This is a genomic window from Mycolicibacterium canariasense, from assembly GCF_002101555.1.
GTDB classification, from domain to species: domain Bacteria; phylum Actinomycetota; class Actinomycetes; order Mycobacteriales; family Mycobacteriaceae; genus Mycobacterium; species Mycobacterium canariasense.
On sequence record NZ_LQOL01000080.1, the window covers coordinates 91728 to 112641 of the forward strand.

General features: G+C 68.7%; 11 protein-coding genes. 8 read left to right on the forward strand and 3 right to left on the reverse strand.

Features of this window, described 5'->3' with window-relative positions:
* Positions 1 to 523: 523 nt before the first annotated feature.
* The 6 genes from pks2 (at position 524) to AWB94_RS27570 (ending at position 14258) form a co-directional block, all read left to right on the forward strand.
* Positions 524 to 6817: a sulfolipid-1 biosynthesis phthioceranic/hydroxyphthioceranic acid synthase gene (pks2, locus tag AWB94_RS27550; protein WP_062655484.1), complete on the forward strand. Its 6294-nt coding sequence runs from the start codon at positions 524 to 526 to the stop codon at positions 6815 to 6817.
* 62 nt (positions 6818 to 6879) lie between these two features.
* Positions 6880 to 8337 carry a condensation domain-containing protein gene (locus AWB94_RS34350; RefSeq protein WP_165605284.1) on the forward strand — a complete coding sequence of 486 codons (1458 nt, stop codon included), beginning with the start codon at positions 6880 to 6882 and terminating at the stop codon, positions 8335 to 8337.
* 11 nt (positions 8338 to 8348) lie between these two features.
* On the forward strand, positions 8349 to 9749 hold the full coding sequence (locus tag AWB94_RS34355) for a hypothetical protein (protein ID WP_234811902.1): 1401 nt from the start codon (positions 8349 to 8351) through the stop codon (positions 9747 to 9749).
* Positions 9750 to 9770: 21 nt separating this feature from the next.
* Positions 9771 to 11114 (forward strand): hypothetical protein, encoded by a 1344-nt coding sequence (locus AWB94_RS27560; protein ID WP_062655482.1) that lies wholly within the window; start codon positions 9771 to 9773, stop codon positions 11112 to 11114.
* A 36-nt stretch (positions 11115 to 11150) separates the two neighbouring features.
* Positions 11151 to 12908: an AMP-binding protein gene (locus tag AWB94_RS27565; protein ID WP_062655481.1), complete on the forward strand. Its 1758-nt coding sequence runs from the start codon at positions 11151 to 11153 to the stop codon at positions 12906 to 12908.
* Positions 12909 to 12917: 9 nt separating this feature from the next.
* A complete protein-coding gene (locus AWB94_RS27570) occupies positions 12918 to 14258 on the forward strand; it encodes a hypothetical protein (RefSeq protein WP_062655480.1) in 1341 nt (446 codons plus the stop codon).
* Between the two features lies 1 nt (position 14259).
* Here AWB94_RS27570 and AWB94_RS27575 read toward each other — a convergent pair whose 3' ends face one another.
* From AWB94_RS27575 to AWB94_RS27585, 3 genes are read right to left on the reverse strand one after another with little or no spacing between them, the layout of a single operon-like run.
* On the reverse strand, positions 14260 to 15507 hold the full coding sequence (locus AWB94_RS27575; protein ID WP_062655479.1) for a glycosyltransferase: 1248 nt from the start codon (positions 15505 to 15507) through the stop codon (positions 14260 to 14262).
* Between the two features lie 46 nt (positions 15508 to 15553).
* Positions 15554 to 16288, reverse strand: coding sequence for a hypothetical protein (locus AWB94_RS27580; protein ID WP_062655478.1), 735 nt, complete (start codon positions 16286 to 16288; stop codon positions 15554 to 15556).
* Between the two features lie 45 nt (positions 16289 to 16333).
* Positions 16334 to 16711 carry a transcriptional regulator gene (locus tag AWB94_RS27585; RefSeq protein ID WP_062655586.1) on the reverse strand — a complete coding sequence of 126 codons (378 nt, stop codon included), beginning with the start codon at positions 16709 to 16711 and terminating at the stop codon, positions 16334 to 16336.
* 134 nt (positions 16712 to 16845) lie between these two features.
* Here AWB94_RS27585 and AWB94_RS34780 point away from each other — a divergent pair, with 134 nt between their 5' ends.
* A complete protein-coding gene (locus tag AWB94_RS34780) occupies positions 16846 to 17508 on the forward strand; it encodes a hypothetical protein (RefSeq protein ID WP_062655477.1) in 663 nt (220 codons plus the stop codon).
* A 236-nt stretch (positions 17509 to 17744) separates the two neighbouring features.
* The gene (gene ileS / locus AWB94_RS27595; protein WP_062655476.1) at positions 17745 to 20912 is read left to right on the forward strand and encodes an isoleucine--tRNA ligase; all 3168 of its coding nucleotides are present in this window, start codon (positions 17745 to 17747) and stop codon (positions 20910 to 20912) included.
* Positions 20913 to 20914: the final 2 nt, after the last annotated feature.

The following is a 20914-nucleotide window of genomic DNA, read 5'->3' on the forward strand; positions in this document are numbered from 1 at the left end:
CCAGGCGCACGGAAACGTATTGCTGGGGCCCATGTTACTCCTGTTTCTGCTGCTAGCGGCGGTCAGCACCAGCGTGTCAGGCATCGTGCCCGGCTCCCCGAAGTGGGTTGACGGAACGCTTCAGCAACCCGCTAACATTAGCTGGACTTATTAGCTGAAATGTGTCATGGCTAATGATCGGCCGATACGAGTGAGATGCGCCATATTTACCTGTTAGTCAATTTATTGGCCTATCCGCAGGTTGCGGGCATATCCGCAAGTAGCTAGGCGATCTTGATATTGCTCGTGTAGCCTGCGCGTCGCGGCCTTTGAAACTGTAAAGTCCTTTGAGGATTTGCTCGGTTTTTAACGCCATCGTCAACGCAGACGACTACGCTACCGACTCACCGACGAGTCTCGGCACTGGGGCGGGGAAAGGATCTGGGCAGCGCAGTGCGGCGCACATGAGGCAACCGTGGATCCGAGAGCCGTACCTGTCACTCGCTCGTCTTTGAGTTACCCGTCCGAAAGAGGTTGGAACTACGTGGTTGAGGCACCTGTGACAGCAGTCGCCGTCATCGGGATGGCGGTGCGATTGCCGGGCGGAATCGACTCACCTGAGCAAATGTGGCAAGCGATGCTGCGTGGCGACGACTACGTCACCACCGTTCCGCTGGAGCGCTGGGATGCCGAGGAGCACTACGACCCCGAGATCGGCGTGCCGGGTCGCTCCGTGTCCAAGTGGGGCGCCTTCCTGGACGATGTCGCCGGGTTCGACGCCGACTTCTTCGGCATCGGCGATCGCGAGGCCACGGCCGCCGACCCGCAGCACCGGCTGCTGCTGGAAACCGCTTGGGAGGCCGTCGAGCACGCGGGTATCGACCCGGCCAGCCTGGACGGATCACTGACCGGCGTGTTCATGGGCCTGACGACCAACGACTACCAATTGATCGCGGCCGACGCGCACGCCATCGAGGGTCCATACGGCTTCACCCACAACAACTACAGCATGGCTTCCGGCCGCATCGCCTTCCACCTGGGCCTGCGCGGCCCGGCATTCACCGTCGACTCGGCATGCTCCTCGGGCCTGCTCGCGCTGCACATGGCCACCCGCAGCCTGCACTACGGCGAGAGCGATCTGGTACTCGCCGGCGGCGCCCACATCATCCTGGACCCGCGCAAGTACGCCTCGGCGTCGGCGCAGGGCATGCTCTCCGGAACCGGCCGGTGCCGCGCCTTCGACGTGAACGCCGACGGTTTCGTCTTCTCCGAGGCCAGCGCGGTACTGCTGCTCAAGCGGCTGGCCGACGCCGAACGCGACGGTGACCGCATCCTCGCCGTCGTCCGGGGCACGGCCGCCAACCAGGACGGCCACACGGTCAACATCCTCACCCCGTCGAACGAGTCCCAGACCGCCGTGTACCGGGCGGCGCTGGAGTCCGGTGCCATCGATCCGGGCTCCGTCGGCTTCGTCGAGGCACACGGCACCGGCACGCCGGTGGGCGACCCGATCGAATTCAAGAGCCTCGCCGACGTCTACGGCGGCACCGGCCCCATGGTGATCGGATCGTCGAAGACGAACTTCGGCCACAGCCAATCGGCATCCGGCGTGGTCGGCGTCATCAAGAGCGTGCTCGCGCTGCAGCACGGGGTGATCCCGCCCAACCTGCACTTCACCAAGCTGCCCGAGGAAATGGAGCGCCTCGGTACCGAATTCTTCGTGCCCACCGAGGCCACGCCCTTCCCGGACAAGAGCAATGGGGCCGGCGACAGGCCGCGGCGCGCGGCGGTGTCGGCATACGGCATCTCCGGTTCCAACGCGCACGCCGTCCTGGAGCAGGCTCCGCCGGTCGACGCCGCACCCGCCGGTGATGATGGCCACGGGCCGCTGCTGTTCGCGGTGTCGTCCACCTCGGCCGACGAGCTGCGCCGCAGCGCGGGCCGCCTGGCCGACTGGGTCGCCGCACATCCCGACGTGGAGCTGCCCGACCTGGCCTACACGCTGGCCCGCCGGCGCTCGCACCGGCCGGTCCGCACCACCGTGATCGCCGATTCCGTCGACAGCCTGATCGCCGCGCTGCGCGGGGTGGCCGACGGCGGTGAGCCCTACCAGCCCGCCGTGGCCGCCGACGACCGCGGCCCGGTGTGGGTGTTCTCCGGGCAGGGCTCGCAGTGGGCCGGCATGGGCACCGGGCTGCTGGCCGCGGAGCCGGTGTTCGCCGCGACCATCGCCGAGCTGGAGCCGCTGATCGCCGCGGAGTCCGGGTTCTCGGTGACCGAGGCGCTGACCGCACCCGAGACCGTCACCGGGATCGGCAGGGTGCAGCCCACCGTCTTCGCGGTGCAGGCGGCGCTGGTGGCCACGCTGAAGTCCTACGGGGTGGTTCCCGGCGCGGTGATCGGGCACTCGATGGGTGAGGTGGCCGCCGCGGTGGCCGCCGACGTGCTCACCCTCGAGGACGCCGTCAAGGTGATCTGCCGGCGCTCCCAGCTGATGAGCCGGGTCGCCGGGACCGGCGCGATGGCCACCGTCGAGCTGCCGGCCAAGCAGGTGCTGTCCGAACTGCAGGCCCGTGGCGTCAACGACGTGGTGCTGGCCGTCGTGGCCTCGCCGACCTCGACCGTGGTCGGCGGGACCAAGGAGTCGGTGCGCGAGCTCATCGCCGAGTGGGAGCGCCGCGAGATCATGGCGCGCGAGATCGCCGTGGACGTCGCCTCGCACACCCCGCAGGTCGATCCGATCCTGGACGACCTCGCCGACGCGCTGGCCGACCTCGACCCGGGCGACCCGAGCGTCCCGTACTACTCGGCCACCATGTACGACCCGCGCGACCTGGTCGACTGGGACGCCGACTACTGGGTGGACAACCTGCGCCACACCGTGCGGTTCGCGGCCGCGGTGCAGGCCGCCCTGGAGGACGGCCACCGGGTGTTCAACGAGCTGTCCCCGCATCCGCTGCTGACGCACGCGGTGGACCAGACGGCCCGCTCGCTGGACATCAGCTACGCCGCGCTGGCCAGCGTGCGCCGCGAACAGGCCCTGCCGCACGGGCTGCTGTCGGTGGTGGCCGATCTACACAATGCCGGCGCCAAGGTGGACTTCTCGGTGCTGTACCCGAGCGGTCGGCTGGTCGACGCGCCGCTGCCGACCTGGACGCGGCGCCCGTTGATGCTGGTCCGCGATCCCAACGAACTACCCCCCGGCGGGGCCACCCTGGCCGTGCACCCGCTGCTCGGCGCGCACGTGCGGCTGCCCGAGGAGCCGGAGCGGCATGCCTGGCAGTCCGACGTCGGCACCGGCACCCAACCATGGCTGGGAGACCACCAGGTGCACGGCGTGGCCGCGCTGCCCGGCGCCGCGTACTGCGAGATGGCGCTGGCGGCGGCCAAGACCGTGCTCGGCGACGCCGCCGAAGTGCACGACATCAGCTTCGACGAGATGCTGCTGCTGGAGGACAGCACCGTGGTGTCCGCGGAGTCCACCGTGGCCGCGCCCGGTCGGGCGAGCTTCCTGGTGGAGACCTACCAGCAGGGTGAGCAGATCCAGCGGGCCGACGCCGTGCTTCGCGTCGGTGACGGCCAGGCGCCCGAGGCGCGCGATATCGACGCGGTGCTGGCCGCCCATCCGACCCGTCTCGACGGTGCCGAGCTGCGGTCCTGGTACGGCCAGCGCGGCATCCAATACGGCCCGGCGTTCGCCGGCCTGGTGGCGGCCTACGTCAACACCGGCGAGGACGGCCCACAGGACACGGTGCTCGCCGAGGTCACGCTGCCCGGCTCGATCCGGTCGCAGCAGGCCGCCTACGGCGTGCACCCGGCGCTGCTGGACGCCGCCTTCCAGGCCGTCGGCGCACACCCGGCGATCTTCGGGGACATCACCGGTGCGCTGCTGCTGCCGCTGGGCGTACGCAAGCTGCGGACCCACGGCTCGACCCGCAACGTCCGGTACTGCCACGCCACGCTGACCAGCGTGACGGCCTCCGGCGTCGAGGTGGACCTGGAACTGCTCGACGAGGACGGCAACGTGGCGTTGTCGGTGACCGGCCTGCGGCTGGGCACCGGCGTGTCGGACACCGGTGCGTTGGAGCGCAGCTTCAACGACCGGCTGCTCACCATCGAATGGAGCGAGCGGGACCTGCCCGAGGTCGACTACGCCAATCCCGGCAGCTGGCTGTTGATCAGCACCTCCGATGCCACCGACCTGCTGGCCACCAAGCTGGCCGACGCGCTCAAGGGGCACGGGGTCGACGTGACGAGCATGGTGTGGCCGCAGCACTCCGATCACGACGCGCAGGCGATGCGGCTGCGGGAGCTGCTGGACTCGCACGCGTTCGGTGACGTACTGGTGGTGACGCCGCCGCGCCGCGGCGACACCGACGAATTGTCCGGTGTGCGCGGCGGCGACAACGTCCGCCACCTGGTGCACATCGCCCGGGAGCTGCCCGAGGTGGCCGGCCAGGCGCCGCGGTTGCACGTGGTGACCCGCAACGCCCAGACGGTGCTGGCCGACGATGTCGCCAACCTCGACGAGGCCGGCCTGCGCGGCCTGGTGCGGGTCATCAGCACCGAGCACCCGCAGCTGCGGCCCACCCAGATCGACGTCGACGACTACACCGACGCCGCACACGTCGCCGCACAGCTGGTGTCCGGCTCCGACGAGGACGAGTCGGCCTGGCGCGGCGGCAAGTGGTACTCGGCACGGCTGGTGCCCGGCCCGCTGCGGCCCGAGGAACGCCGCACCACCGTGGTCAATCCGGCCCGTGACGGGCTGCGCCTGCAGATCCGGACCCCAGGGGATATCGAGACCCTGGAACTGGCCGCCTTCGAGCGGGTGGCGCCCGGCCCCGGCCAGATCGAGGTCGCGGTGACCGCGTCCAACCTCAACTTCGCCGATGTGCTCATCGCGTTCGGCCGGTACCCGAGCTTCGAGGGCCGCCAGCCCAAGCTGGGCGGTGACTTCGCCGGCGTCGTGACCGCGGTCGGACCCGGCGTGGTGGGCCACAAGGTCGGCGACCGGGTCGGTGGCGTGTCCGCCGACGGGACCTGGGCGACGTTCGTCACCTGCGATGCCAACCTGGCCGTCACACTGCCGCCGGGGCTGCCCACCAACCGGGCCGCGGCGGTGCCCAGTGCGCACGCCACCGCCTGGTACGGGCTGCACGACCTGGCCCGCATCTCGGCGGGGGACAAGGTGCTGATCCACTCCGGCACCGGTGGTGTCGGTCAAGCCGCCATCGCCATCGCGCGGGCGGCCGGCGCCGAGATCTTCGCCACCGCAGGCAGTGAGGCGCGGCGAGAGCTGTTGCGCGGCATGGGAATCGAGCATGTCTACGACTCCCGCAGCACCGAGTTCGCCGAGCGGATCCGGCACGACACCGACGGCTACGGCGTCGATATCGTGCTCAACTCGCTGACCGGTGCCGCACAGCGGGCCGGTTTGGAACTGCTGTCCTTCGGGGGCCGCTTCGTCGAGATCGGCAAGCGCGACATCTACGGCGACACCCGGATCGGGCTGTTCCCGTTCCGGCGCAACCTGTCCTTCTACGCCGTCGACCTGGCGTTGCTGTCGCTGACCAATCCGGACACCGTGCACCGCGTGCTGGAGGTCTGCTACCAGCAGATCGCCGACGGTGTGCTGCCGCTGCCGGAGACCACGCACTACCCGCTGCAGGACGGCGCCACCGCCATCCGGGTGATGGGAGCCGCCGAGCACACCGGCAAGCTGGTGCTCGATATCCCGCACGGCGGGCAGATCAACGCGGTGGTGCCGGCCCAGGAAGTACGGGTGGGCCGGCCGGATTCGGCCTACGTCATCACCGGCGGCCTGGGCGGGCTGGGCCTGTTCCTGGCAGAGAAGCTGGGCGTCGCGGGTGCGGGCAGGATCGTGCTCAACAGCCGGTCCGCGCCGTCGCCGTATGCGCAGGAGGTCATCGAGCGGATCCGCCGGGGCGGCACCGAGGTCGAGGTGTCCCTCGGTGACATCGCCGAGCCGGAGACCGCCGAGCGGTTGGTGGTGGCGGCGTGTGCCACCGGCCTGCCGCTGCGCGGTGTGCTGCACGGCGCGGCGGTGGTCGAGGACGCGGCACTGGTCAACATCTCCGACGAGCTGGTCGAAAAGGACTGGGCGCCCAAGGTTTACGGCGCATGGAACCTGCACACGGCGACGGCGAAGCAGTCGCTGGACTGGTTCTGCGTGTTCTCCTCGGCCGCGGCGCTGGTCGGTTCGCCCGGCCAGGGTGCGTATGCGGCGGCCAACAGCTGGTTGGACGCGTTCACCCACTGGCGGCGCACCAACGGCCTGCCGGCAACCGCCATCGCCTGGGGGCCGTGGTCGGAGATCGGCGCGGGCACCGGCCTGGCCACCGACAGCGGGGAGGCCGCGATCGACCCGGAGGAGGGCGCCTACGCGTTCGACATGCTGCTCCGGCACGACCGCGCCTACACCGGTTACGCTTCACTGGCGGGAACATCGTGGATCACCGCATTTGCCCAGAACACCCGATTCGCCGAGGCGTTCCGGTCCACCGGCCCGCGGGTCGGCGGGTCCGGCAGCGCGTTCCTGGCCGAACTGCACGACCTACCGCGCGAGGAATGGCCGGCCCGGACCCGCAAGATGGTGGCCGAACAGGTCAGCTTGATCCTGCGGCGTGCGGTCGACCCCGACCGGCCGTTGGCCGAATATGGTCTCGATTCGCTGGGGACTCTCGAGGTACGAACCCGAATCGAAGCCGAAACCGGTATTCGTATTGGTTCAGCAGATATCAGCACCGTTCGGGCGCTGACCGAGCGTCTCGTCGACGCTCTGGCGCCCGGCTCGTCCGTATCGGTCCCGTCGTGAGGACGGAGAGCGCATCGATGCGCACCCCGTCCGTCGGCGTCGTCCAGGTAGGAGACCAATAAGTGGTTGCGATGAAGCCGATCCAGGAGTGGATCGGTGAACCAGGTGTCGTGATCTCGTGGCATCCGTCCCGCGCTTCGCTGGCGAAGGTGCGGGAAGCGCCGGTCAGCGATGTACCGACCAGCTATCAGCAGGAGCAGCATCTGCTCGCCTACCGCAAGCATCTGGCGGAGGGCACCGACATGGCCCGGCTGATCATCCCGGGCTGGGACGTCCCCGGGCAGTGCGATGTGCGGGCCATGACGCACGTGATCAACGCCTATCTGCGCCGGCACGACACGTTCCACAGCTGGTTCGAGTTCGCCGGAGACGGTGATTCGGGCGAGATCGTCCGGCACACGGTGACCAACCCGCGCGATATCAAGTTCGTCGCCACCGAGCACGGTGAGATGACGGCCGCGCAGTGGCGTGAGCACGTGATGTCCACCCCGGACCCGTGGCAGTGGGACTGCTTCCACTTCGGTGTCATCCAGCGTGCCGACCACTTCACCATCTACCTGAGCGTCGACCATGTGCACACCGACGCGATGTTCATCGGCCTGGCGTTCGTCGAGATCCACATGATGTACGACGCGCTGGTCCGCGGTGAGGCGCCGCTTCAGCTGCCCGAGGCGGGCAGCTACGCCGAATACTGCATCGCGCAGCGCGCCTACACCGCCGGGCTCACCACCGCGTCCGACGAGGTGCGCGGGTGGATCGACTTCCTGGAGCTCAACGGCGGCACGCTGCCCGGCTTCTCCCTGCCGCTGGGGGATCCGTCCCAGCCGCATTCCGGTGACGTCATCACCATGCAGCTGCTCGACGAATCCCAGACCGACAAGTTCGAAGCCGCGTGCACGGCGGCGGGCGCACGGTTCAGCGGCGGGGTGTTCGCCTGCGGAGCGCTGGCGCACGCGGCGCTGACGGGGCAGGACACCTATTCGGTGATCACCCCGACCACCACCCGGCGCACCCAGGCCGACTTCATGACCACGGGCTGGTTCACCGGTCTGGTGCCGATCGCCGTCCCGGTGGACGTCAGCTCGTTCGCCGATACCGCGCTGGCCGCGCAGGCGTCCTTCGACGGTGGCATGGAGCTGGCACACGTCCCGTTCGAGCGGGTGCTGGAACTGGCCGCCGACGAAGGGGTCGAGGGCGTGCGCGCGCCGGATCCCGGCGTGCCGATGCTGTCGTTCATCGACGTCGGCATGCTGCTTCCCGGTGTCATCGAGCACTTCCAGAGCCTGGGCGGCCGGATCTACAGCGACCCGCGGTCGGCCTACCAGGTGGGCATGTGGGTGAACCGGGCAGAGAAGGAGACGACGGTGACCGTCGCCTTCCCGAACAACTCGATCGCCCGCGAGTCGGTGCTGCGGTATGTGGAGGCGATGCGTGAGGTCTACCTTCGGGTGATCGACGGTCAGGTCCCGGTGGAGTCCTTCGGCGCAGCCGAGACCGATCTCGATCTCAAGACCGCCTGACCGTATTTCGCATGGGAGGTGACGGTGCGATGACGCGTGCCACCACGAAGCCGGAGTCCACCAGCCCGGACGCCGCCAGATCGGACAATGTGCTGACGTTCACCGACCAGGTGATGTTCCTGGCCCTGCGGGGCACCGGTGCGGAAGCCATCGCGCAGGCGAACTGGATCTACGAACACCCGGTGGATTACGACGGGCTGCGCAAGTTCTTCGACAACGTCGGCTACGGGTTGATGGGCCGGCTCATCGAGCCGTCCCCGTTGCCGTTCGGGCGGCACCGCTGGGTGACGGTCCCCGGACCGCAGCACGAGCTGGACATCGCCGAACCGCGGCCCCGCACCGAACTCGGCGCGTGGGTCGACGAGCGCACCGCGATGCCCATCGACCCGGAGCGTGGTCCGTCCTGGCATATGGGCGTGCTGCCGATGACCGACGGGTCGACCGCGGTGTCGCTGACGGTGTCGCACTGCGTCGGTGACGGCAGCGGCGGCGTGCTGACGCTGCTGGAGGCGGCGCAGGGGGCGCGGGTGGATCACGGTTTCGGGCCGCCGAGGGCCCGCAGCCGCAGGCAGGCGATCCTGGAGGATCTGCGGGTGACCGCCCGTGGGCTGCCCGAACTGGGCCGCACCCTGGTCGCCACCGCCAAACTGGCCTACAGCCACCGCAACGACATCTCCCGGTCCGGCGCCGTCCGCGCCAAACCGACCGGCCCGGACCACCTGGTGCAGGTGCCGGTGCTGAGTGTGTTCATCCCGACCGACGAGTGGGACGCGCGCGCCGAAGCCCTTGGCGGCAACAGCTATTCGCTGGTCGCCGGTTTTACGGCGAAGCTGTCCCAGCACCTGGGCCGGCGCCGCGCCGAGGACGGCCTGGTGACCCTCAACGTGCCGCAGGCCGACCGCCAGTTCGGCGACACCCGGGCCAATGCGGTCAAGCTCGCCGACATCACCATCGATCCCGAGCACGTCCACACCGACCTGCGCGAGGCCCGCGCCGCCCTCAAGGCCGGGATCACGGCGGCCCGCGAAGAGCCCGACGAGATGCTGCAGTTGTTGCCGCTGGTGCCGTGGGTGCCCAAGCGGGCGGTGCCGAAGGTTGCCGACGTGCTGTTCGGATTCTCCGCGGATATGCCGGCGTCCTGCTCGAACATGGGCGAGCTGCCCCCGGAAGTCGCGCTGGCCGACGGCACCCCGGCCGAGTACATGTTCTTCCGCGGCGTGGACCGCATCGTCACCCGGCACTCGATGGAACAGCGCGGCGGCCTGCTGACCGTGGTGGCGTTACGGCTCAACGGCAAGATCGCGCTGAGCATCGTCGCCTACAAGCCGGGTGCGGCCAACACCAAGCCGTGGTTGCGTGAGCTGATCGCCGGCACGCTCGCGGAATTCGGGTTGTCCGGACCGATCGAGTAGCGGCAGATTCCAGGAGTGCAGATGGACAACCGGCTCGCCCTGTTCGACGAGGGCATGGTGCGGTCACTGAACGCCACCGGTCGGATGCAGACGATCCAGTGCGTCTGGGTGTACGAGCGCCCGGTCGACATGGACGGCGTGCGGCGGTTCCACCGCAACTTCGGCTACGGCATGGCCGGCCGGCGTATCGAACGGTCTCCGCTGCCGTTCGCCCGGTACCGGTGGGTGGCCACCCCCGGACCCGCATCGCCGCTGGAGATCGCCGACACCCCGATCCCGCGCGACCAGCTCAACGACTGGATCGACTTCCGGTCGCAGATCCACGTCGACGCCGAGGACGGCCCCGGCTGGCATATCGCGGTGCAGCCACTGGACGACGGTGCGACGGCGATCTGCGTGGTCGGTACGCACTGCCTCGGTGACGGTGTCGGTGCGGCGCTGGCGGTGTGGGCGGCCGTCATCGGCAACAAGATCGACATCGGGTACCCGCCGCCCTTCGCCCGGCCGACCGGCCGGGCGATCCTGGCCGACCTGCGTGAAACGGTGCGCGAGTTGCCACAGGCCGGCCGGGCCGCCGCCAAACTGGTCAAACTGGTGCGGACCGGGGCCAAGGAAGCCAAGAAGGCCGCCGATGCCGGCACCCGGTCGGCCAAGCCGACGTTCGAGGGTCCGGACGAGCCCGTCGTGATGCCGTGGACGTCGGTGTGGATCGAGCCGCAGCTGTGGGACGAGCGGGCCCGCGCGCTGGGCGGTAACACCTATGCGCTGCTGGCCGGCATCGCGGCCCGGCTGGGGGAGCGGATGGGCCGCACCGGGCCCGACGGCGAGGTGACCCTGCTGATCGCGATGGCCGATCGCGGTGACAAGGACTTCCGCGCCAACGCGATGTCGCTGACCAGCGTCAAGGTGGATCCCACACCGGTGACCAAGGACCTGACCCCCGCCCGCACCGCGGTGCGCGAGGCCATCAAGAACACCAAGGAAGCGCCCAACCCGCTGCTCGACGTGCTGCCGCTGGTGCCGTTGCTGCCCCGCAAGGCGGTGCGGTTGCTGGCCGACAGCATCGTGGGTGCCGACGACCTGCCCGTGACGTGTTCGAATGTCGGGATGATGCCCGAGGAGCTGACCATGGTGGACGGCACCCCGGCTGACTTCACCGTGTTCAGAGGGGTCGATCAGGGTCTCACCCGGCGTTTCCTGGAGCACGCCGGTGGCCAGCTGGTTGTGGTTTCGGTGCTCGTAGGTGGCAAAATCAACATCGGCGTCGAGGCGTATCAGCCCGGTGCCGAAAACTCGAAGGCGCGTTTGCGGGAGCTGGTCGCCGAAACGCTGGCCGAATTCGAACTCACCGGCGAGCTCAGGTAAGCAGTACACCGTGATGACTGATAAAGGTTGATGCCCATGACACAGAGTTCCCTCGTCGGTGTGCTGCGTGAACGCGCCAGCTTGCAGCCCGACGACCTGGCGTACACCTACATGAACTACGAGGTCGACCCCGAGGGTGTCGCGATCAGCCTGACCTGGGCGCAGCTGTACCGCAAGGTGCACAGCCTGGCCTGGGAGCTGCGCCAGATGGCCGAGATCGGCGACCGCGCCGTCATCGTCGCCCCGCAGGGCCTGGAATACGTCATCGCCTTCCTGGCCACGCTGCAGGCAGGTCTGATCGGTGTTCCGCTATCGGTGCCGCAGGCAGGTAAAGGCGGCCGACACGACGAGCGCATCGCGGCCGTCATCGAGGACTCGGCGCCGACCATCCTGCTGACCACGTCGCCGGTCACCGCATCGCTCACCGCGTACGCCGTCGCCTCCGGGGACCGGCCCGCCCCGGTCATCGTCGAGGTGGACAAGCTCGACCTCGACGAGCGGCGCAAGAATCTGAAGTCCCGTGAGGAGTTCCCGGAAACGGCGTACCTGCAGTACACCTCCGGGTCCACCCGTACCCCGGCGGGCGTGATGGTGACCAACGCCAACGTCTCGGCGAACTTCGAGCAGTTCGTGCACGACCAGTTCGGGGCGTTCGGACACATTGCGCCCGCAGGCACCACGGTGGCGATCTGGCTGCCGTTCTACCACGATATGGGCCTGCTCTTCGGCATCGGCTATCCGATCCTGGGCGGCTGGCACACCGTGTTCACCACCCCGATGGCGTTCACCGCCAAGCCGGCCCGCTGGGTGCAGATGATGGCCAGCTACCCCAACGTGCTCACCGCTGGCCCCAACTTCGCCTTCGAGCTGGCCGCGGGCCGCACCACCGACGAAGACATGGCCGGGCTGGACCTCGGCGGGGTGGCCGCCCTGGTCAGCGGTGCCGAGCGGGTGCACGAGGCCACGCTGCGCCGCTTCGCAAAGCGGTTCGCCAAGTTCAACTTCAACCCCGAGGTGTTCAAGCCGTCCTACGGACTGGCCGAGGCCACCCTCTACATCGCCACCCGCGCGGCCGGCAGTCCGCCGAACGTCGTCGCCTTCGACGCCGACAAGCTGGCCGCCGGGCACGCCGAGCGCTGTGCGCTGGAGGACGGCACCGCGCTGGTCAGCTATGGCACCGAGACCACGCCGCTGGTCCGGATCGTGGATCCGGAGACCGGGGTCGAGTGCCCGGCCGGCATCATCGGCGAGATCTGGACCTACGGCGAGAACAACTGCCTGGGCTATTGGCGCAAGCCGGAGCAGACCGAGCGGGTGTTCAAGGCCACGATCGTCGACCCCAGCGAAGGCACCCCGGCCGGTCCGTGGCTGCGTACCGGTGATCTCGGGGTCATCTCCGAGGGCGAGCTGTTCATCATCGGCCGGATCAAGGACCTGCTGATCGTGCGCGGCCGTAACCACTACCCGGACGATATCGAGTCCACCATCACCGAGATCACCGGCGGCCGGGTCGCCGCGTTCTCGGTCGAGGAGGACCGCACCGAGCAGCTGGTGGCGTTCATCGAGATCAAGAACCGCAACGGCGAGTTCACCGGCGAGCGACTCGAATCGCTCAAACGCGATGTGGCGACGGCGGTTTCGGAGACGCACGGGATCAGCGCGGCGGACCTGGTGTTGGTGTCCAGCGGCTCGATCCCGCTGACCACCAGCGGCAAGGTGCGGCGCTCCTCGTGCGCCGAGCAGTACCGCAACCGGGACTTCACCCGCATCGACGACAAAGTGCAGTCGGCCTAGGCCCGCGCCGTGGCAGTGCCCGACAACACCCTCGCCTACATCGATCAGGCGTCGTTCCACGGTCTGCAGGCGTTGGGCCGCGGGCCGATCATGCAGTACATCTGGATCTACCGGCGTCCGGTGGACATGGACGGGTTGCGGCGCTTCCACCGCAATCTGGCCGGTGGCCTGCTGGGCCGCCGCATCGAATGCTCGCCGCTGCCGATCGGCAGGCACCGCTGGGTGGCGGCGGCGGGACCGGCCGGGATCGACCTCGCCTCGGCCGAACGCTCCAGCGCGCAGGTGTGGGATTTCCTCGACGAGCACGTCGCGCTGCCGGTGGATCCGGGCGACGGTCCGTCCTGGCGCCTCGGGGTGCAGCCGCTGACCGACGGTGGTGCCGCGGTGAGCCTGATCGCCTCGCATTCGGTCGCCGACGGACAGGGCTTCACGCTGGCCGTCACCGACGCGGTCAACGGGGTGGACCGCCGGCTCGGTTACCCGCAGCCCGGTTCGCGGACGCGGGCGCGGGCGCTGCGCGAGGACGCCCGTGCCGTGCTGCGGGCGGTGCCATCCATGGGGCGGGCGGTCGCGGCCGCGGTCGCGGTGGCCCGCAGCGAGCGTGCCGATCTGGCCACCTCGTTCCAGACCATGTCGCACCCGCCGCACATCGGTGACGACCGCCCGGTGGTGGCGCCCAACGTGTCGGCCTTCATCGACATCGACGAATGGGATCGCGTCGCGAAATCACTTGGTGGAACCAGTAATTCGCTGTTCGCGGGGCTGGCTGCCCGGCTCGGTGCGCGGTTGGGCCGGGTGGGCGCCGACGGCTTGGTCAGATTGTCCTGGCCGGTGAGCGAGCGGTCGCCGGGGGACACCAGGGCCAACGCGCTGATCGCCACGCACATGACGGCCGACCCGGCCGCGGTGACTCGTGATCTGGCGGGGGTGCGGGTGGCCATGAAGCAGGCGCTGTCGGAGTCCGCGGAGATGTCGGCCAAGCTGATGGGCCCGCTGCCGCTCACCCCGCTCATCCCGAAGGTGCTGGTGCGCCGGCTGGAGGCGATGGTGGTGTCGGTGAACAGCCCCATCGGGTGCTCCAACATGGGCGACCTGGATCCCGCGGTGAACCGGCCCGACGGTACCGACGCCGACTACCTGTCGCTGCGGCTGCTGGAGCCGCGGATCACCTCACGCGAACTCAACCAGATGAACGGCTACCTCGGGCTGGTGTCGGGCCGGGCGCACGGGCGTCTGTTCGTGGCTGCGGGCGGCTGGACCGCGGGCGGGGACAATTCCCGGACCGCGATGCGGGCCGCCCTGACCGGCGCGCTGGACGATTTCGGGGTGCCGGCGACCTTCGAGGTCTGAGTCAGCCGGTCTTCACCGCGCGTGACGCGTGCTCGATGAGGTCGGCTGCCGTCGCGACGCTCTGCGCCGGGGCGGTCATGCCCGCGGCGAAGTCACGGGCGCGGCGTGCGACCGCGGGATCCAGCACGGTGCGCAGCGCGGCGGTCAGCGACTTCTTGGTCATCGACGTAAACCGTTGCGAGCTACCAATTTTCAGCTTGCGCACGGCGCGGGCCCACACCGGCTGATCGGCCGAGACCCACAGCACCAGGGTGGGCACGCCGGCTCGGGCCCCGGCGGCGGTCGTGCCCGCGCCGCCGTGGTGCACCACCGCGCGGCAGGCCGGAAAGACCGCCGAATGGTTCACCGCCCCGACCAGCTTGACATGCTCGGCCTGGGGTAGCCGGTCGAGTTCCCAGACGCCCGCGCTGATCAGGGCTCGCTCGCCCAGCTCGGCGCACACGTCGGTGATCATCGCGACCGCGTCGGCGGGCGACTGCACCGGCATGCTGCCGAAACCGAAGTAGATCGGCGGGCTGCCCGCGCCGATCCAGGACATCACCTCGTCGTCGACGGCGGTCTCCAATTGCAGGGTGATGCCGCCGACCAGGGGTCGGCTGCCGCCCCACTCCTGATCCAGGCCGGGGAAGAAGGTGGGATCGTAGGCCTGGATCTCCAGGGCGCCGGCCGCCACGATCCGCTTCGCGGACCGCACACTGGTGGCCGGCAGCCCGAGTGTGCGGCGCTGGGCGTCCTCGGCGGATTTGCCGAGGCGCCACAACGCCCATTCGCCCACCGCGAAACCCGGCTTGATCGCCCACAAGGGCAGCGGGAGCGGTAGCAGGTGGCTGTTCGGGCGCGCCGGGAAGTAGTGCAGGGCGGCCATCGGGATGCCGTAGTGCTCGGCGACGTTGGCGGCAACCTCCTGATAGGTGGTGCCGGTCAGGATGATGTCTGCGTCGGAGGCCAGGTCGGTCAGCGTGGCATTCATGTCCGCCCAGCCGTCGGTGTAATAGGCGATGCCGTCGCGGATCGCGGCGACCGGGTTCTTCACCTTCCAGTAATTCTGGAAGGCATCGCTTTCCACCTGCTTCTGGGAATCCACCCCATAGGCAGCCGCCGGGCCGAGACCGACCGATTCGACGAAGCCGATGAGGTTGGGCGGGACGGCCAGTTTCACCTCGTGGCCGCGTGCGCGCAGCTCGCGGGCGACCGCGGCGCAGGGCTCGACGTCACCGCGCGTGCCATGGACGGCCACAACGATTCTCATGAGCCGGAAGTCTATTCGGCCGGTACCCGGTCAGCCGACCGGGCGTTCAGCGCCCGGCCTTGGTGAACCATTTCGTCTTGATCTTCCAGGAGTACGCCGAGGTGAGCGCGAAACCGGCGGCACAGCTGCAGGCGAAGATCCACACCAGCGTGCCGCCGTCCCAGATCTGCAGCGGGACCACGTAGGCGGTGACGATGCGGACGGCGCAGGCGATGATGCCGCTGGCGGAGGCGGCCAGGTACACGTTGGCGATCGTGCGCGACTTCGGGTCCTTGCGCAGCACCAGCAGGGCGCGCACCCCGTAGCTGAGCAGGTAGATGAGCATGCCGCAGACCATCAGCCAGTACAGGCTGAGCCAGAAGTCGGTGGGCACCTCGAAGAAATCGGGGCGGTACACGGTGGCGCCGTTGCCCAGCGAGAAGGCGGCCAGCATCAGGGGGATGCACAGCGTGGCCGGCCGTTCGATGTACTGCTTGAAGGCGCGCTGCATGGCGTGATCGTCCTGCAGCCGGCCGACCGCGTTGTAGACGATGGCGGATGCGGCGACGATGTAGCAGTCGTGGCCGATGTAGTCCTCGAGGTTCCACATGCCGGTCATGGCGTGCAGCAGCTTGCCCAGGGTTTCGGAGGCCAGCGGTGACATCAACAGCACCGCCGTGCCCTGGAGGGCGATGTTCAGGGTCGCCGCAACTTCCCAGCGGCTCGACCAGGTGACGCGTCGGATCCACAAACTCCACGCGATACACGCCAAGGTGATAGCGATGAGTACGGTGAGTTGCATCTGTCGTGGCCTTCGAGCTGAATTCTGGTCAGCAAATACTACTGCTTAGAGCGGCGGCGCGTCGCTACGTGGCGTCAATTCGGAGAGTCGCGGCGGCCTGGTTTGGCGACGAGTGGCGGTGTCTTCTCGCACCGCCTCCTTCACCGCGGTGACGGTGAAGGGCGTGGATTCGATGTAGTTCCACACCTCCTGCCGGCTCATGAGTCCGAAGCGGATTTGCAGATCGGGATAACTCAGCGAAAAACGGTCCGCAACCTGGCGCAACTCCTCGGCGTCGGGGTAGCTGGCCTCTTTGATGCGTCGGTAGTAGGTGCTGCTGGAGATTCCCAGCGCGTCGTAGATGTCCTTGGCTTCGACGTCGCCGTCGAGCAGGTAATCCAGCAACGCCTTGAGTTGGCGACCGTTCTCATCGGTACGAGGCACCCACCCACCATAACGGCATCCCACCATTGGGCGCCAGCAACCATTTTTCGGACATCGAATTCTTAATTGACACTGACGTCACAGTTTCGGGAGTTGTGTCCCATATTTGGGACACAGGCCGTAATCTGGTGCGCATGGTTGCTCCGCTTTTCCAGGACCACGTCGGCGCCGGCGAATTCGCCCCGGACCGTGCCGCCTTCCCGCTCGACCTGGTTGCCGTCGACTCGGGTGTCGCACTGACCCTGACCGACTACAGCGCCGAGCGTGCTCCGATGCCCGACGACCTGCGCCGGCTGGCGGCGCCGTTGTCGCAGGTGCTCACCGATGAGCTCGATGGTGCGAGCCGGCATCTCGGTGTGCCCGCCGAGGAGATCCTGCTGGCCGCGCTCGGGCGGACGGTGCAGCGGACCGCCGGCAGCGGAGTGCTGGCCCTCGACCTGACGGTCTGCGACGCCGCAACGGTGCACGGCGTCGCAGTCCCGTGCGTCGGCCCCGCCGAGGTCGACGCCACCGCGCTGCTGGCCGATGTGCGTGCGGCGATCGCCGGGGACGCCGTGGCCGGCGCCGAGGTGGCGTTCAGCTACACCGCCTCCGGTCGGGCGGCCGAGGTCATCCCCGGCCTCGGGCACGCGCTGGAGCTACGGGCCTATCGTGAGGCCGGCGTGGTTGCGCTGGACTGGTGGTATGACACCCGGCGGTTCGAGGACTACACCGTCGAAGAACTCACCGAACAATTTGCGCTGGCCCTGATCGAGGTCACGTCCGAGGCTGTCCCTACCGCCCTCGAGGTCGCCTGACCGCGCCTGCCGTAAACTCGCTGCCAACGGCATCGATCCGGCCATCACCGGGGAGCCTTCGGAAGAAACGCGGTCAGGGCGCGATCCTGCTGCCGAGTAGAACCGAACGGGTGGGCCCGTCATCGCCCACATCGAGTGGCGCACCGTCGGTGCGCAAGCGGGGTGGTACCGCGGCGCTCGCGCACCTGCGCGGCGATCGTCCCCGTGCCTGACGTATTTGGCACAGGAGACATGTCGTGGCCACCTACCCGAAACCGACGGGCGGATCGCCCAACTTCCCCGCGCTGGAAGCCGACGTCCTTCAGTTCTGGGCCGCCGACGACACCTTCCGCGCCAGCATCGACCGGCGCGACGTCGCCCCCGAGTACGTCTTCTACGACGGCCCGCCGTTCGCCAACGGGCTGCCGCACTACGGCCACCTGCTCACCGGCTATGTCAAGGACATCGTCCCGCGCTACCGCACCATGCGCGGCTTCAAGGTGGATCGCCGATTCGGCTGGGACACCCACGGGCTGCCCGCCGAACTCGAGGTGCAGCGCCAGCTCGGCATCGCCGACAAGGCGCAGATCGAACAGATGGGCATCGAGAAGTTCAACGACGCCTGCCGCGCGTCGGTGCTCAAGTACACCGGCGAGTGGCGGGCGTATGTCACCCGGCAGGCCCGCTGGGTCGACTTCGACAACGACTACAAGACGCTGGACCTGGGCTTCATGGAGTCGGTGATCTGGGCGTTCAAGCAGCTGTGGGACAAGGGCCTGGCGTACGAGGGCAACCGGGTGCTGCCGTACTGCTGGAACGACGAGACGCCGCTGTCCAACCACGAACTGCGGATGGACGACGATGTCTACCAGAGCCGACAGGACCCGGCGCTGACGGTCGGTTTCCGGGTTTCCGACGAGGGCTTGCGCGAGGAGAGTTCAGTCGCGCGGGACCTGGCCGGGGCGTACCTGCTCATCTGGACCACCACGCCGTGGACGCTGCCGTCCAACCAGGCCGTCGCGGTCAACCCCGAGGTCACCTACGTCGCGGTGGACGGCCCGGACGGGAACCGCTACGTGCTGGCCGAGGCCCGGCTGGCCGCCTATGCCCGTGAGCTCGGCGAGGAGCCGGTGGTGGTGGGCAGCTACACCGGCGCAGCGTTAGTCGGCACGCATTACACCCCGCCGTTCCCGTACTTCCCGGACGCGGTCAACTCGTTCCAGGTGCTGGCAGCCGACTTCGTCAGCACCGATGACGGCACCGGCATCGTGCACATGGCACCGGCCTACGGCGAAGACGACAAGGCCACCGCCGACACCGCCGATATCGTCGCGGTCACCCCGGTCGACTCCAAGGGCCGGTTCGACGCGACCGTGCCCGACTACGCCGGACAGCACGTGTTCGACGCCAACCCGCAGATCATCCGCGATCTGAAGAACGGCACCGGCTCCGCGGGCGCGAACGGTGCCGTGCTGCTGCGCCATGAGACCTATGAGCACTCCTATCCGCACTGCTGGCGCTGCCGCAACCCGCTGATCTACCGCGCGGTGTCGTCCTGGTTCATCAAGGTCACCGAGTTCCGGGACCGCATGGTGGAGCTCAACCAGCAGATCACCTGGTATCCCGAGCACGTCAAGGACGGCCAGTTCGGCAAGTGGCTGTCCAATGCCAGGGACTGGTCGGTGTCGCGAAACCGGTACTGGGGCAGCCCGATCCCGGTGTGGAAGTCCGACGATCCGGCGTATCCGCGGATCGACGTGTACGGCAGCCTTGACGAGCTGGAGCGTGATTTCGGGGTGCGCCCGGACAACCTGCACCGGCCCTATATCGACGAGCTGACCCGGCCCAATCCCGACGACCCGACCGGCAAGTCGACCATGCGCCGTATCGAGGATGTCTTCGACGTGTGGTTCGACTCGGGTTCGATGCCGTACGCCCAGGTGCACTACCCGTTCGAGAACAAGGACTGGTTCGAGGGTGCCCACGGTGTCGAGGCGCATTTCCCCGGCGACTTCATCGTCGAGTACATCGGCCAGACCCGCGGCTGGTTCTACACCATGCACGTGTTGGCCACCGCGCTGTTCGACAAGCCGGCGTTCAAAACCTGTGTGGCGCACGGCATCGTGCTGGGCAACGACGGCCAGAAGATGAGCAAGTCGCTGCGCAACTACCCGGACGTGTCCGAGGTGTTCGACCGCGACGGGTCCGACGCGATGCGCTGGTTCTTGATGGCCTCGCCGATCCTGCGCGGCGGCAACCTGATCGTCACCGAGCAGGGCATCCGCGAGGGCGTGCGCCAGGTGCAGTTGCCGTTCTGGAACGCCTACTCGTTCCTCACCCTGTACGCGCCGAAGCGGGGCGCCTGGCGCACCGACTCGACCCATGTGCTGGACCGCTACATCCTGGCCAAACTGGCCGCACTGCGTGACGACCTGACGGCCTCGCTCGATGTCTGCGATATCTCCGGGGCGTGTGAGCAGCTGCGCCAGTTCACCGAAGCGCTGACCAATTGGTATGTGCGGCGGTCACGTTCCCGGTTCTGGGAGGAGGACGCCGAGGCCATCGACACCCTGCACACGGTGCTCGAGGTGACCGGCCGGCTGGCCGCGCCGCTGCTGCCGCTGGTGTCGGAGGTGATCTGGCGCGGGGTGACGGGGGAGCGGTCGGTACACCTGACCGAATGGCCCGCAGCCGGCCTGCTGCCCGCCGATCCCGACCTGGTGGCGGCCATGGACCAGGTGCGCGAGGTGTGCTCGACGGGCTCCTCGCTGCGCAAGGCCAAGAAGCTGCGGGTGCGGTTGCCGCTGCCGAAACTGACCGTGGCGGTGGCCGATCCGGCCGCGCTGGCGCCGTTCGCCGAGCTGATCGCCGACGAGCTCAACGTCAAGGCGGTCGAGTTCACCGACGATATCGACGCCTACGGCCGGTTCGAGCTCGCCGTCAACGCCCGGGTGGCCGGTCCGCGGATCGGCAAGGACGTGCAGGCCGCCATCAAGGCGGTGAAGGCCGGTGCGGGTGTGGTCAATCCAGACGGCACCCTGACCGCCGGGCCCGCCGTGCTGTTGGAGGGCGAGTACACCGCCAAACTCGTTGCCGCCGAACCGGAGTGGACGGCCGCCCTGCCCGACGGCGCGGGCTTGGTGGTGCTGGACGGGACCGTCACCCCCGAGCTGGAGGCCGAGGGCTGGGCCAAGGACCGCATCCGGGAACTGCAGGAGCTGCGCAAGTCCACCGGCCTGGACGTGTCCGACCGCATCTCGGTCGTGATGGCGGTGCCGGACCGGCTGACCGAGTGGGCGGACACCCACCGCGAACTCATCGCCGGGGAGGTGCTGGCCACCAGCTTCGAAGTGGTCGGCGCGGACGGGCTGCCCGACGGCAGCGAGATCGGTGACGGGGTGCGGGTGGCGCTGGCCAAGGCGTGAGC

Coding starts and splice junctions, on each gene's coding strand:
- AWB94_RS27575 (WP_062655479.1), bottom strand. CDS start 15,507: ATGAGAATCGTTGTGGCCGTCCATGGCACGCGCGGTGACGTCGAGCCC.
- AWB94_RS27560 (WP_062655482.1), top strand. CDS start 9,771: ATGGACAACCGGCTCGCCCTGTTCGACGAGGGCATGGTGCGGTCACTG.
- AWB94_RS34780 (WP_062655477.1), top strand. CDS start 16,846: ATGGTTGCTCCGCTTTTCCAGGACCACGTCGGCGCCGGCGAATTCGCC.
- AWB94_RS34355 (WP_234811902.1), top strand. CDS start 8,349: ATGGGAGGTGACGGTGCGATGACGCGTGCCACCACGAAGCCGGAGTCC.
- AWB94_RS27580 (WP_062655478.1), bottom strand. CDS start 16,288: ATGCAACTCACCGTACTCATCGCTATCACCTTGGCGTGTATCGCGTGG.
- AWB94_RS27565 (WP_062655481.1), top strand. CDS start 11,151: ATGACACAGAGTTCCCTCGTCGGTGTGCTGCGTGAACGCGCCAGCTTG.